Raw genomic sequence first — 12,437 nt, forward strand, 5'->3', positions numbered from 1 at the left:
GCCCTGGCTGGCGTAGCCCGGATGCAATCCGGGAAAAACCTCATTGCCAGGTGCATCGCCCGGATTATCTCCGGGCTACTGCTGGCGGGCCTTGCCCAGCAGGCCATGGCCTTCGACCTCGAGCAGCTCAGCGCACAACTCGGCGAGCCCGAGGTGGTGCGCGGCAGTTTCATCCAGGAAAAACACCTGCGCGCCCTGCCGCAACCGCTCACCAGCCGTGGCCACTTCGTCCTGGCCAAGGATCACGGCCTGCTCTGGCTGCTCGAACGCCCGCTGCAGCAGGATTATCGTATCGACGTCCAAGGCATCGCCCGACGCAGTGAGCAGGGTTGGCAGTTCGTCGCCCAGCAAAGCGCCACCGCTCAGCAGAATCGCCTGTTCCTCGCCGTGCTCAAGGGCGACAGCAGCGGCCTGCGTCAGGATTTCGAGCTCAGCCTGAGCGGCACAGCCGAGGCCTGGCAGCTCGATCTGACGCCTCGCAGCGTTCTGCTCAAGCAGGTCTTCAAGGCCATCGTCATCAATGGCGGTGAGCTGGTACAGCGCATCGAGCTACAGGAAACCCAGGGCGACAGCACCGTGCTGCGCCTTGAGGACAGTCAGGCCGATCAGTCCCTGAGCGATGCGGAGCAACATGACTTCCAGAGTTGAATACTGGGGTTCACGGCTGTTCCCGCTCGCCCTGCTTCTGCTCATTATCGTTGCAGCCTGGCAGTGGCGCGGCGGCGCGCCCATCACGGCCAACCTGCTGGAGCTGGTACCCAACGGCAAGCCGGACGCGCTCGAGCAGCAGGCCGTGCAACGCATGCAGGAGCCGCTCAACCGCGAGCTGCTGGTGCTGATCAGCCACCCGCAGCGCGAACAAGCCCTGGCGCTTGCAGCCGCACTGGGCACGCGCTGGCAGCAGCAGGCGCTGTTCGAGAAGGTACAGTGGGAGCCGCAAGCCGACCTGTCTGGCATACGTCAGCAATTGCAGGATCAGCGCCTGGCGCTGTTGCCGGCTGCCGACCGCCAATTGCTGATCGACAACCCGGCCGCCTTCGTCGAACGACGTGTTCAGGATCTGTTCGACCCCTTCCGCAGCCAGGGCGTGGTTGCCACCAACGATGACCTGCTCGGCCTCAGCACCCTGGTGGAGAAAGGCCTTCCCCACCACCACAATGTCCAGGTCGATCTCAGCGGCGCGCTGATCGCCGAAAGCGAGGGAATCACCTGGGCCCTGCTACGCGCCCGCACCAATGCCGACGCCTTCGACGGCAACCTGGCGCTGGCGGTGGACGATCTGGTCATTCAGGCCCGCGACGAGGTGCAGGCACGCGGCGGCCAATTGCTCGCCAGCAGCGGGTTGCTGTACTCCGCCCACGGCCAGCGCGAGGCCACACGCGAAATCAGCCTGATGGGCAGCATCGCCAGTGCCGGCGTCCTGTTGATGCTGCTGCTGGTGTTTCGCCGGGTACGCGTGTTGCTCGCCTTCATCCCCGCTGCCATTGGCGTATTCGCCGGGCTCACGGCTTGCGTCGCGGTGTTCGGCCACATCCACGTGATGACCCTGGTGCTGGGCGCCAGCCTGATCGGCGTGGCCATCGACTACCCCCTGCACCTGCTGTCGAAGAGCTGGACGCTGCAACCCTGGGATAGCTGGCGTGCCTTGCGCGCCACGCTGCTCGGTCTGAGTCTCGGTCTGCTGACCAACGTCATCGGCTATCTGGCCCTGGCCTTCACGCCGTTCCCGGCACTCAAGCAGGTAGCGATCTTTTCCGCAGCCGGCCTGCTCGGCGCCTACCTGAGCACCCTGTTCCTGCTGCCAACGCTGCTCGGCAAAGCCGAGATCCGCCCCTGGCAGCCGCCGCATGTCCTGGCACAGCGTCTGCTCGACTGGCGCGAAGCCTTGCTGCGTAAACTGCCCACACCCTGGCTGCTGTTGATCTTCGCCCTGTTCTGCGCTGGTGGCCTGCTGCAGCTCTCGCACGAGGACGACCTGCGCCAGTGGGCCAGCGTGCCGCCGCAATTGCTGGAGCAATCGAAAACCATCAGCCAGATCGTCGGCATGCAACCGACCAGTCAGTTCTTTCTGGTGCGCGGCGACGATGAAGAGCAATTGCTGCAACGCCAGCAGTCGTTGAGCCAGCGCCTGGACAGGCTGGTCGAGCAGGGTCAGTTGAAGAGCTATCTGGCGTTGAGCCAACTGATCGCGCCGGCCACACAGCAGGAAAAACTGCGTCAGGCCGTGGCACAACTCCCGAGCCACAGCACCGCACTCAGCGAACTGGGCATCCCCGCCGCTGCCATCGAACAGGAAGCACAACAGCTGCAAGCCCTGCCGACGCTGAGTATCGAGCAGGTGCTCGCCGCGCCGCTGAGTGAGCCCTGGCGACCACTCTGGCTGGGCAACGCCGATGACGACCGGGTCGCCGGGCTGATCAGCCTGCAAGGATTGACCGACAGCGACCTGCTCGACGCCCAGGCCGAAGGACTCGACGGGGTAAAACTGGTCGACCGTCTCGGCGAGCTCAATCGCCTGTTCGCCGCCACGCAAGTCAGCGCCGCCGAACTGAAGCTGGCCTCCTGCCTGCTGATCTTCGCCGTACTCTGCACCTTCTTCGGCGTACGCGGCGCCGCTCGCGTACTGGCGGTTTCTCTGTTGGCCGCGCTGGCCAGCCTGGCCAGTCTCGGCTGGCTTGGCCAGCCCTTGACCCTGTTCAGCCTGTTCGGTCTGCTGCTGGTCACCGCCATCGGCGTGGACTACGCCATCCTCATTCGCGAGCGGGTCGGCGGTGCGGCCACCAGCCTGCTCGGCACACTGCTGTCGGCGCTGACCACCTGGTTGTCGTTCGGCCTGCTGGCCGTTTCCAGTACACCTGCGGTGAGCAACTTCGGCCTGGCCATCAGCATCGGCCTGGCGTTCAGCTTCCTCCTCGCCCCCTGGGCGGGTGACGCACACGCAAAGGAAAAGCAGCCATGACGGTCGCCCTGTTCTGGTTGCTGGCCCTGGCCATCTATGCACTGGTCGCGGTCGTCGGCGGGCGCCGCTTGATTCCCATCGTCGGCCAGTTGCTGGTAGCGGCGCTGGTCATTCCTGCGCTGCTGTTGCTGTGGGCCGAGCCGCACTGGCAGTTGAGCGCCAACGAGCTGCTGGCGCCCGACTGGCTGAGTGTTGCCTATGGCCTGTGTTTCGCGCTGCTGCTCGGCTACATCCTCAGCGACGTGATCGACCTCGATGTCAGCCCGGCCTGCGTGAAGATCGCCCTGCCGAGTTTTCTCGTGCCCATGCTGGCGGGCCTGGTCTGTTCGCTCTGGCTACTGCCCGGCGAGCGCGGCTGGCTGAGCGCGGTGGGCATTGGCCTGCTGTTCTCCATCACCGCCATCCCGGTGCTCTATCTGTTTCTGCAGAGCGTCGGTTACCCGGCCGCCGACACCAAGCGTCTGCTGCATGCGGCAATCCTGATGGACTTCATGTGCTGGTGCCTGTTCGGCCTGGCCCAGGGCAGCAGCCAACCGGCGACGCTGCTCTGGCCGCTATTGGCGGCATTGCTGCCGCTGCTCGCGCGCGCGTTCAAGTGGCGCCACCCGTCGTGCTATAGCCTGCCGTTCTTCGCCCTGATGCTGCTGTTTCAACAGCTTGGACTGAATGCGCTGGTGTTCGGCATCGCCTACATGTTGTGTCTGGCCTATCTGAAGCAACCCTTCGTCCTGCCGTTGTCGCAGCGCCACTGGAAGCTGCTGATGAATGGTATCGCGGTCCCGCTGATTCTCACTTATGGCGTGCTGCGTGTGGATTTCCATGGCCTGGATCAACACATGTCCTGGCTGGTGATAGGTACCCTGCTGGCACTGCCGGTCATCAGTAAGGTGCTTGGCAGTTGGCTGGGCCTGCATTGGGCAGACCCGGCTGCGTCGGCGCGGATCAAGTGGCGTGAAAGCCTGCTGCTGAACATCCGTGGCCTGACCGAAATCGTGTTCCTAAACCTGCTCCTGCAGCTCCAGCTGATTGATTCAACGGTGTACTTCGGCCTGCTGCTGATGAGTCTGTTCTCTACTCTGTTGCCTGCCCTGCTGGGCCGGCACACCGTCAATCATGAAGCGAAAGCCCGCTATGAAATCTCCTGAACTCGAACAGCGTCAGATCGTCGTCATCGGTGCCGGCCCCTCCGGCGCCATCGCCGCCGCCATTCTCAAGCGCCAGGGCCATGACGTACTGGTGCTGGAGCGCCAGCGCTTCCCGCGTTTTTCCATCGGCGAGAGCCTGCTGTCGCATTGCCTGGACTTCGTCGAAGAGGCCGGCATGCTCGAAGCGGTTCAGGCCGCCGGTTTCCAGACCAAGCACGGCGCCGCATTCGCCTGGGGCGAGCGCTATACCAGCTTCGACTTTCGCGACAAGTTCACCGAGGGCAAGGGCTCGACCTATCAGGTGATCCGCGCCGACTTCGACAAGCTGCTGGCCGACGAGGCCGAGCGTCAGGGCGTAGAAATCCGCTACGAAGAGGAAATCTTCGCTGCCGACTTCAGCGGCGACTGCCCGCGCCTGTCGGTACGCCGCCTGGCCGACGGCCATGAATACCAAGTCGAGTGCGCCTTCGTCCTCGACGGCAGCGGTTATGGCCGCGTACTGCCGCGCCTGCTCGATCTCGACACGCCGTCGGCCTTCCCGGTCCGCCGCGCGGTGTTCACCCACATCGAGGACAACATCGATCCAGCCTCGGGTTTCAACCGCGAGATGATCCTCATCACCACTCACCCGACCCTGCGTGACGTGTGGTTCTGGACCATTCCATTCAGCAACGGCCGCTGCTCGCTGGGCGTGGTCGCCGCGGCCGAGCACTATCAGAACTCCCCGAAAGATCTCGATGCCTGCCTCAAGCAGTTCGTCGCCGAAACACCGTCGCTGAGCAAGGTGCTGGGTAACGCCGTGTGGGACACCCCGGCGCGCGAGATCAACGGTTACTCGGCCAACGTCAAGAGCCTGCACGGCCCGGGCTTCGCGCTGCTGGGCAACGCCGCCGAGTTCCTCGATCCGGTGTTCAGCTCGGGCGTGACCATCGCCATGCGCTCGGCGAGCATGGCCGCCGGGCTGCTGCATCGGCAATTGAACGGCGAAGCGGTGGACTGGGAAAACGAGTTCGCCATCCCGCTCAAACGCGGCGTCGATACCTTCCGCGTTTACGTCGAGGGCTGGTACGAGGGCTCCTTCCAGGACGTGATCTATTACGAGAACGCCTCCCCAGAAATTCGCCGCATGATCAGTTCGATCCTTGCCGGCTACGCCTGGGACGGTAAAAATCCCTATGTTTCTGAACCACGCCGGCGCCTGCGAGTACTCGCAGAGCTTTGCTCCCCAAACTGACAAGGATAGTCGATGAACGCCCTGCGCCCCGTCTCGCCCACCTACGTCGAAGAAACCCGCTTCGGCTTCTGGTTCCTGCAGAGCCATGTGTGGCAACACCATGTGTTGCGGGTCGCGATCAACGACCTGGTGCGCCTGACCGGCAGCCCGCTGCCGCAAGCACCCGTGCTGCTCGATGCCGGCTGCGGTCAGGGCCGTTCCTTCGGCCTGCTCAACGCCGCCTTCGCACCGACACGGATGATCGGTCTCGACGCCGACCCGCACAGCCTCGAGTGCTCGCGTCGCGAGGCCGAGCGCCTGGGCCTGGAGGTCGAACTGATCGCCAGCGACTGCGCCTCCATCGACCTGCCCGACGCCAGCGTCGACCTGCTGTTCTGCCATCAGACCCTGCACCATCTGGTGGAGCAGGAACAGGCGCTCGCCGAATTCTGGCGCGTGCTCAAGCCCGGTGGCCGACTGCTGCTGGCCGAGTCGACCAAGTTCTATATCGATACCTGGGTGATCCGCTGGCTGTTCCGCCATCCGATGCACGTGCAACGTAGCGCCGAGCAGTACCTGGACATGCTGCGTGCACAGGGCTTCCAATTCGACGATACCCGCGTTTCCTACCCCTACCTGTGGTGGAGCCGGGCCAAGGACTTCGGCCTGCTGGAACGTTGGGGCCTGATGCGGCCCAAGCCGGTCGGCCAACGCGACGAAACGCTGCTCAACGTGGTGGCGCGCAAACCGTGATGCCACGCATACTCCTGCTCGTCGCCAGCCTGCTGCTGGGCGCCTGCACCGCACGCACACCCGTGCCGCAAGTGGCCCCGGCACTGGTCGCGCCCTTGCCGCTCACCTTGCAGATCCGGCGTGAACAGGCGGACGCGCTTCAGGACTGGTTGCTGGTGATCCAGCAGGAAGGTTCGCTCCTGCGCTGGTCGCTGCTGGATCCGCTCGGCATTCCCCTGGCCCGCCAGCTGCTGGATGCCGGGAAGTGGCACAACGACGGCTTGCTGCCACCCAATAGCGAAGCGCGCGAGCTGTTCGCCACGCTGCTGTTCGCCCTGGCTCGCGCCGACGCACTGCATGCTTACCCGCCCGGCAGCTGGCAGCAGGTGAATGATGAGCGGCGCCGACTCGAGCCGGACTGGGTCATCGATTACCACGGCCCACTGGATTTCACCCTTGGCAAGACCGGTTTGAACTACCGGATACGCGTACTGAACCTGGAAGAAAGCGACTGATGCACCGTTCCCCCACTCCCGGCTACCTCAATGCACTCGGCCTGCTCTGCGCCCTCGGCGAAGGCAAGCAGGCCGTGGCCAATGCGCTGTTTGCCGGCGACGCGTCGGGCATGCGTGCCGAAGCGGGCTGGGTCAGCGACCGCAGCCTGACGGTAGGCGCCGTGCATGTCGATCTGCCCGACATGCCTGCAGGTTTCGAGGCATTCCACAGCCGCAACAACCAGTTGCTGCTGGCCGCTGCGCAGCAGATCGAGCCCGAGCTGCGCGCAGCCATCACCCGCTTTGGCGCGCAGCGCGTCGGCCTGGTGCTGGGCACCAGCACCTCGGGCATCCGTGAAGCGGGTGAGCATATCGCGCGTCACTTCAACGAAGGCGTGCTACCCGCCGAATACGACTACGCCCAACAGGAAATGGCTGCACCGGCCAACTTCCTCGCCGACTGGCTGGGCCTGACGGGCCCGGTGTACTGCCAGTCCACGGCCTGTACCTCCAGCGCCCGCGCCATGCTCAGCGCTCATCGCCTGCTCAGCCAGGGTATGTGCGATGCGGTGATCTGCGGTGGCGTCGACAGCCTGTGCCGCCTCACCCTGAATGGCTTCTCGTCGCTGGAAGCCGTCTGCGCCGAACCCTGCAATCCGTTCTCGGTGAACCGCCACGGCATCAATATCGGTGAGGCGGCGGCGTTGTTCCTGATGACCCGCGAGCATGGCCCCATCGCCTTCTTCGGCGGAGGCGCCACCTCGGACGCCCACCATATCTCCGCACCGCACCCGGAAGGTCTCGGCGCCCGAGCAGCCATGGAGAAGGCGCTGATCCAGGCCGGCGTCGGCGCCAGCGAAATCGACTATCTCAACCTGCACGGCACCGCTACCCGACATAACGACGTGATGGAGAGCAAGGCCGTGCACGCGCTGTTCCCCGACAGCCTGCCCTGCTCTTCGAGCAAACCCATGACCGGCCACACCCTGGGCGCTGCCGGCGCGCTGGAAGCGGCCTTCTGCTGGCTCACCCTGAGCGAATACAACCGCGACGGTCTGCTTCCGCCACACCTCTGGGATGGCCAGCACGACCCCGAACTGGCGCCCCTCGAGCTCGTCCAGCCTGGCGCACGCCTGGCCCGCGACAAGGGTCGCTACCTGATGAGCAACTCCTTCGCCTTCGGCGGCAACAATGTCGCGCTGATCCTGGGAGATGCGTCATGAGCCTGTGGCCAGTCGCCGAACTGGTACCCCATGCGGGCAACATGGTGCTGCTCGATGAAGTACTGAGCTGCGATAGCGAAGCGATCGAGGTACGCCTCACAGTGCGCCCCGGCGGCCTGCTCAGCGATGCTGACGGCAGCCTGCCGGCCTGGACCGGCATCGAGCTGATGGCACAGGCCATTGCCGCCTTTGCCGGTATCCAGGCCAAGCGAGCTGGTTTGCCGGTGGAGCTGGGCTTTCTCCTCGGCACCCGCAAGTACACCTGCAACGTCGAGAGCTTTCCGGCCGCAAGCGAATTGCGTATCCGCGCCCTGTGCTCGCTACAGGACGACAATGGCATGGGTGTGTTCGAATGCCACCTGCAAGGCCCCGGCATCCAGGCCGAAGCCCGCCTCAACGTGTTCCGCCCGCCGCAACCGGCGGTCTATCTACAAGAGCAGCAAGAACAATCCCATGACTGAAAGCACTTCTGCCGCCACCGTTCTGGTCACCGGCTCCAGCCGTGGTATCGGCCGCGCCATTGCATTGCGCCTGGCGCGCTCGGGCCATGACATCGTCCTGCACTGCCGCTCGCGCCGCGATGAGGCCGAAGCCGTGCAGGCGCAGATCGCCGAACTGGGTCGCCAGGCGCGCATCCTGCAATTCGACGTGTCCGACCGCGCAGCCTGCCGCGAGGCGCTGGAGGCCGATGTCGAGCAACACGGCGCCTACTATGGCGTGGTGTGCAACGCCGGCCTGACCCGCGATGGCGCCTTTCCGGCGCTGTCCGAGGACGACTGGGATCAGGTCATGCGTACCAACCTGGACGGTTTCTTCAACGTGCTGCACCCGCTGACCATGCCGATGATTCGTCGCCGCGCGCCAGGCCGCATCGTCTGCATCACCTCGGTATCGGGTCTGGTCGGCAACCGCGGTCAGGTCAACTACAGCGCGTCCAAGGCCGGCGTGATCGGCGCCGCCAAGGCCCTGGCGATCGAGCTGGCCAAGCGCAAGATCACCGTCAACTGCGTAGCGCCCGGCCTGATCGATACCGAGATCCTCGACGAGCTGGTACCGGTGGACGAGATTCTCAAGATGATCCCGGCCGCCCGTATGGGCACCCCCGAAGAGGTGGCCGGTGCGGTGAACTTTCTGATGTCCGACGAGGCGGCGTACATTACGCGCCAGGTTCTCGCGGTGAATGGTGGTTTGTGTTGATGAAACGTGTAGTCATCACCGGCATGGCCGGTATCACCTCGCTGGGCAGTGACTGGCCAACCATCTCGGCCGCGTTCAAGGCTGGCAAGAGTGGTATCCGCCGCATGGACGAATGGGACCGCTTCACCGAGCTGAACACCCGTCTGGGTGGGCCGGTGGACGATTTCGTCCAGCCCAAGCACTGGAACCGCAAGCAGACGCGCAGCATGGGCCGGGTGTCCAAGCTGGCCGTGTATGCCGCCGAACGCGCCCTGGAGCACGCCGGGCTGCTCGGCGACCCATGCATCGCCGACGGGCGCATGGGTGTAGCCTGTGGTTCGTCCACCGGCAGCACCGAGGAGGTCAAGGCCTTCGGCAACATGCTGCTGAACTCGGTGGCGGACGGCCTCAACGCCAATTCCTATATCCGCATGATGCCGCACACCACGGCGGCCAATATCAGCATCTTCTTCGGTCTCAAGGGCCGCCTGATCCCCACGTCCAGCGCCTGCACCAGTGGCAGCCAGGGCATCGGCTATGCCTACGAGGCGATCAAGTTCGGCCGCCTGAAGATGATGGTCGCCGGCGGCGCCGAAGAGCTGTGCCCCACCGAAGCCATGGTCTTCGACGCGCTCTACGCCACCAGCCTGAAAAACGACGCGCCGCACACCAGCCCGCGCCCCTACGACAGCGGCCGTGACGGCCTGGTGATCGGTGAAGGCGCCGGCATCCTGGTGCTCGAAGAGCTGGAGCACGCCCTCGCCCGTGGCGCCACCATCCATGCCGAGATCGTCGGCTTCGGCTGCAACTCCGACGGCCAGCACGCCACCAAGCCGGTGCAGGAAACCATGCGCGGGGCGATGCAACTGGCGCTGGACGACGCGGGCCTGGCGCCGGAGGCCATCGGTTACGTTAACGGCCACGGCACTGCCACCGAACAGGGCGACGTCGCCGAGACCCTGGCCACCAGCAGCCTGTTCGGCGCGCGGATGCCGATCAGCTCGCAGAAGAGCTACCTCGGCCATACCCTGGGCGCCTGCGGGGCGCTGGAGTCCTGGTTCAGCATCGAAATGATGAACTCGGACAGCTACGTCTACACCCTGAACCTGGACGAGATCGACCCGGCCTGCGGTGAGCTGGACTATCTGCGCGGCGAGTTCCGCCAGATGAGCCATGAGTACGTGATGAACAACAACTTCGCCTTTGGTGGCGTCAACACCTCGCTGATCTTCAAGCGCTGGCACTGACCTTCAACTGACAAGGAACAAGGATGATGTCTCATTTCACTCGATCTGCTCTGATCGTTGCGCTGCTGCTGGGCGTCGCAGCCTGTACGTCAAAACCGGTGATGAACATTGAGAACCGTACACCCACTTCGGCGGTCAGGAATGAGGATGATATGCGCCGCGCTATTCTCAGCGCCCTGCAAAACCGCCAGTGGACGGTCGAGCGTGCCGACCGGGGCAATATCATGGCGTTGATCCAGCGTCGCAGCCACCAGGCCGAGATCACCATTCCCTATAGCGTGTCAAGCTATTCGATCCGCTATCGCGACAGCCAGAACCTTGGCTACAAGAACGGCAAGATCCATCGCAATTACAACAACTGGATCCATAATCTGGATCGCAGCATCCAGCAGGAACTGAACAGGGCTTCCTTCTAGCAGGTGCCTGGTTGGTAACGGCCTGCTCATCAGTGCGACAGGCCCACGCGCAGCAGACGTTGAACGCGCTCTTACACACAGTGATATTCAAGGAGATACCCATGCAAGCCAAAATCTGGACCACTGCCGCTCTTCTCTCCGTCGCCCTGCTGCCCGGCCTCAGCCAGGCGCGCGACACCGCTCACTTCCTCGACTTCCAGTCGGTGGTCAACGAAGCCACCCAGGCCGGTCGTCTCGACGGTTCGGTGAAGTTCTACCTGAACAAGACTCCGGCTGGCGCACAGATCATCAACGCCAACGTCACCACCAGCCAGAAGACCAACGCTTTCAACAAGAGTGATGAAGAAGCCTGCAGCTGGGTTCTACAATCGGCCCTGATCAAACTGCAGAACGCCGCCAAGGCTGCCGGTGCCAACGCCGTGGTCGACCTGGCCAGCAACTACAAGAACAAGGAATACCGCGACGACAGCAAATACGAATGCCATGCCGGCGCCATCATGGCCGGTGTCGCGCTGAAGGCCAAATACGCCAAGGTGAAGTGACACCAGCGGCACTCACGCAAAGGCCGCCTTCGAGGTGGCCTTTTCACGCAAGGAAGCCCTCGCCCATGTCGAAACTACGCATAACCCTGCCCTTGCTCGCAGCGATAACCCTACTCAGCGGTTGCACTGCTACCCGGGTCACGCCACTAAAGGCGGCGGCCGACCAGATGTGTATCGAAGAGAACCCAAAAGTTCAGGTCAGCGACTTCGTGTCCGTACTGCAGGAAGGCTTCGCACGGCATGGAATCCAGACGCAGATCTACTCGAAGATTCCCAGAGCAGACTGCCCTTATGTGGTGACATACACCGCCCGCCGCTCCTGGGACATGGCGCCCTATCTGTCCACCGCCGAAATCACCATCCTTGGCCCCCGTCGTCAGACACTGGCCAAGGCCAACTATCACCTGCGCGGCAAAGGCGGTTTGTCGCTGATGAAATGGCAAGGCACCAAAAGCAAAATCGACCCGGTCATCGACGAGTTGCTGGCCAGCGCTCAGTTGAGCAGCACAATCCCACCTGCCACACAGGCCACCTCGACACCCGGGCCACGCAAAAGCCTGGATGAACGAGTGCGCGACCTGCAACAGCAGAACCTCGGCTATGAAGACTATCAGCGCGCCTATCGACAGTTGCTGCTGGAGCACCAGAGCGCGCAATAGCAACCCTGCGTGAGATCAGAGCACGAGCGGCACGAACATCCAGCTTCGCCCCATGTACTCGCGGTAGGCCTCGCCGAAATAGGCCAGGCACTCGCGCTCTTCGCAGCGCGCCGAACACCACAGCAGCGCACTGGAAAGCACAGCCAGCAGGACGATCAGCGCATCGATGCGCTTGAAAGCGATGCCCCAGGCCAGCAGCAGCAACGAGCAGTACATCGGATGGCGGATGTAGCGGAAGATACCGCCCGTCACCAGTCGCGACGTGCGCTCGAAGGCGAATAGCTCATCATCCTGGCGCTGCGTACCCGCCTGACCAAAACGGCGCATCTGGTACACGCCCGCAAACAGCACCGCCAGCGAAAGACTCAGTAGCCCCCAGGATATGCGCTGATGCAGTTCACCCCGGTCGCCAAACCAGGACGGCGCATTGAGCACCAGCATCAGCGCCATCGCCTCCCAGGCGAGGAATCGATAGAAGCCGTGACTGCGCGGATTGCCCAAGGTGCGCCAGGAAATGCCTACCAGCACTGCGCTGAGCATCACAAAAGCCGCCAACTGCCAGATTGTCACTGCATCCTCCCTCTATCCCTGCCTCTGTTACACTGCGTCACCCGTACGTACCGACCGCCTG

Annotated in this window: 14 protein-coding genes; 13 read left to right on the top strand and 1 reads right to left on the bottom strand. The window is 63.8% G+C overall.

Annotation, left to right across the window (positions count from 1 at the left end; all coding sequences use genetic code 11):
- The first annotated feature begins 21 nt into the window (after nucleotides 1-21).
- From H3221_RS02895 to H3221_RS02955, 13 genes are all read left to right on the top strand, one after another.
- On the top strand, nucleotides 22-648 hold the full coding sequence (locus tag H3221_RS02895) for an outer membrane lipoprotein carrier protein LolA (RefSeq protein ID WP_397427954.1): 627 nt from the start codon (nucleotides 22-24) through the stop codon (nucleotides 646-648).
- On the top strand, nucleotides 632-2,959 hold the full coding sequence (locus tag H3221_RS02900; RefSeq protein WP_196476349.1) for an MMPL family transporter: 2,328 nt from the start codon (nucleotides 632-634) through the stop codon (nucleotides 2,957-2,959). Before H3221_RS02895 ends, H3221_RS02900 begins: the two co-directional genes overlap by 17 nt.
- Entirely contained in the window at nucleotides 2,956-4,104 is a 1,149-nt protein-coding gene (locus tag H3221_RS02905) for a cation:proton antiporter (protein WP_196476350.1), read from the top strand. Before H3221_RS02900 ends, H3221_RS02905 begins: the two co-directional genes overlap by 4 nt.
- Nucleotides 4,091-5,338: an NAD(P)/FAD-dependent oxidoreductase gene (locus H3221_RS02910; protein WP_160019135.1), complete on the top strand. Its 1,248-nt coding sequence runs from the start codon at nucleotides 4,091-4,093 to the stop codon at nucleotides 5,336-5,338. The genes H3221_RS02905 and H3221_RS02910 overlap by 14 nt, the downstream gene beginning before the upstream one ends.
- Nucleotides 5,339-5,350: 12 nt before the next feature.
- The gene (locus H3221_RS02915; protein WP_178094695.1) at nucleotides 5,351-6,070 is read left to right on the top strand and encodes a class I SAM-dependent methyltransferase; all 720 of its coding nucleotides are present in this window, start codon (nucleotides 5,351-5,353) and stop codon (nucleotides 6,068-6,070) included.
- Complete coding sequence (locus tag H3221_RS02920) at nucleotides 6,070-6,564, top strand: hypothetical protein (protein WP_196476351.1); 495 nt, start codon at nucleotides 6,070-6,072, stop codon at nucleotides 6,562-6,564. Before H3221_RS02915 ends, H3221_RS02920 begins: the two co-directional genes overlap by 1 nt.
- Complete coding sequence (locus H3221_RS02925) at nucleotides 6,564-7,766, top strand: beta-ketoacyl-[acyl-carrier-protein] synthase family protein (protein WP_196476352.1); 1,203 nt, start codon at nucleotides 6,564-6,566, stop codon at nucleotides 7,764-7,766. Before H3221_RS02920 ends, H3221_RS02925 begins: the two co-directional genes overlap by 1 nt.
- Nucleotides 7,763-8,227: an ApeP family dehydratase gene (locus tag H3221_RS02930; RefSeq protein WP_196476353.1), complete on the top strand. Its 465-nt coding sequence runs from the start codon at nucleotides 7,763-7,765 to the stop codon at nucleotides 8,225-8,227. Before H3221_RS02925 ends, H3221_RS02930 begins: the two co-directional genes overlap by 4 nt.
- Nucleotides 8,220-8,963, top strand: coding sequence for a 3-oxoacyl-ACP reductase FabG (fabG, locus tag H3221_RS02935; protein WP_160019131.1), 744 nt, complete (start codon nucleotides 8,220-8,222; stop codon nucleotides 8,961-8,963). The genes H3221_RS02930 and fabG overlap by 8 nt, the downstream gene beginning before the upstream one ends.
- Nucleotides 8,963-10,189, top strand: coding sequence for a beta-ketoacyl-ACP synthase (locus tag H3221_RS02940; protein WP_196476354.1), 1,227 nt, complete (start codon nucleotides 8,963-8,965; stop codon nucleotides 10,187-10,189). The genes fabG and H3221_RS02940 overlap by 1 nt, the downstream gene beginning before the upstream one ends.
- A gap of 26 nt (nucleotides 10,190-10,215) precedes the next feature.
- On the top strand, nucleotides 10,216-10,605 hold the full coding sequence (locus H3221_RS02945; RefSeq protein WP_196476355.1) for a hypothetical protein: 390 nt from the start codon (nucleotides 10,216-10,218) through the stop codon (nucleotides 10,603-10,605).
- A gap of 101 nt (nucleotides 10,606-10,706) precedes the next feature.
- Entirely contained in the window at nucleotides 10,707-11,147 is a 441-nt protein-coding gene (locus H3221_RS02950; RefSeq protein ID WP_074676402.1) for an excinuclease, read from the top strand.
- A 65-nt stretch (nucleotides 11,148-11,212) separates the two neighbouring features.
- Nucleotides 11,213-11,806 carry an Sbal_3080 family lipoprotein gene (locus H3221_RS02955; protein ID WP_196476356.1) on the top strand — a complete coding sequence of 198 codons (594 nt, stop codon included), beginning with the start codon at nucleotides 11,213-11,215 and terminating at the stop codon, nucleotides 11,804-11,806.
- A 15-nt stretch (nucleotides 11,807-11,821) separates the two neighbouring features.
- On the opposite strand, the gene H3221_RS02960 is transcribed toward H3221_RS02955, so the two are convergent.
- Entirely contained in the window at nucleotides 11,822-12,376 is a 555-nt protein-coding gene (locus tag H3221_RS02960) for a methyltransferase family protein (RefSeq protein WP_196476357.1), read from the bottom strand.
- Nucleotides 12,377-12,437: the final 61 nt, after the last annotated feature.

It is taken from the genome of Pseudomonas chaetocerotis, assembly GCF_015712105.2.
GTDB classification, from domain to species: Bacteria; Pseudomonadota; Gammaproteobacteria; order Pseudomonadales; family Pseudomonadaceae; genus Aquipseudomonas; species Aquipseudomonas chaetocerotis.

Excerpts from the sequence above, each read along its gene's own strand:
- H3221_RS02905 (WP_196476350.1), top strand. The coding sequence starts at position 2,956 with ATGACGGTCGCCCTGTTCTGGTTGCTGGCCCTGGCCATCTATGCACTG.
- H3221_RS02950 (WP_074676402.1), top strand. The coding sequence starts at position 10,707 with ATGCAAGCCAAAATCTGGACCACTGCCGCTCTTCTCTCCGTCGCCCTG.
- fabG (WP_160019131.1), top strand. The coding sequence starts at position 8,220 with ATGACTGAAAGCACTTCTGCCGCCACCGTTCTGGTCACCGGCTCCAGC.
- H3221_RS02955 (WP_196476356.1), top strand. The coding sequence starts at position 11,213 with ATGTCGAAACTACGCATAACCCTGCCCTTGCTCGCAGCGATAACCCTA.
- H3221_RS02895 (WP_397427954.1), top strand. The coding sequence starts at position 22 with ATGCAATCCGGGAAAAACCTCATTGCCAGGTGCATCGCCCGGATTATC.
- H3221_RS02920 (WP_196476351.1), top strand. The coding sequence starts at position 6,070 with ATGCCACGCATACTCCTGCTCGTCGCCAGCCTGCTGCTGGGCGCCTGC.
- H3221_RS02940 (WP_196476354.1), top strand. The coding sequence starts at position 8,963 with ATGAAACGTGTAGTCATCACCGGCATGGCCGGTATCACCTCGCTGGGC.
- H3221_RS02945 (WP_196476355.1), top strand. The coding sequence starts at position 10,216 with ATGTCTCATTTCACTCGATCTGCTCTGATCGTTGCGCTGCTGCTGGGC.
- H3221_RS02900 (WP_196476349.1), top strand. The coding sequence starts at position 632 with ATGACTTCCAGAGTTGAATACTGGGGTTCACGGCTGTTCCCGCTCGCC.
- H3221_RS02915 (WP_178094695.1), top strand. The coding sequence starts at position 5,351 with ATGAACGCCCTGCGCCCCGTCTCGCCCACCTACGTCGAAGAAACCCGC.
- H3221_RS02930 (WP_196476353.1), top strand. The coding sequence starts at position 7,763 with ATGAGCCTGTGGCCAGTCGCCGAACTGGTACCCCATGCGGGCAACATG.
- H3221_RS02925 (WP_196476352.1), top strand. The coding sequence starts at position 6,564 with ATGCACCGTTCCCCCACTCCCGGCTACCTCAATGCACTCGGCCTGCTC.
- H3221_RS02910 (WP_160019135.1), top strand. The coding sequence starts at position 4,091 with ATGAAATCTCCTGAACTCGAACAGCGTCAGATCGTCGTCATCGGTGCC.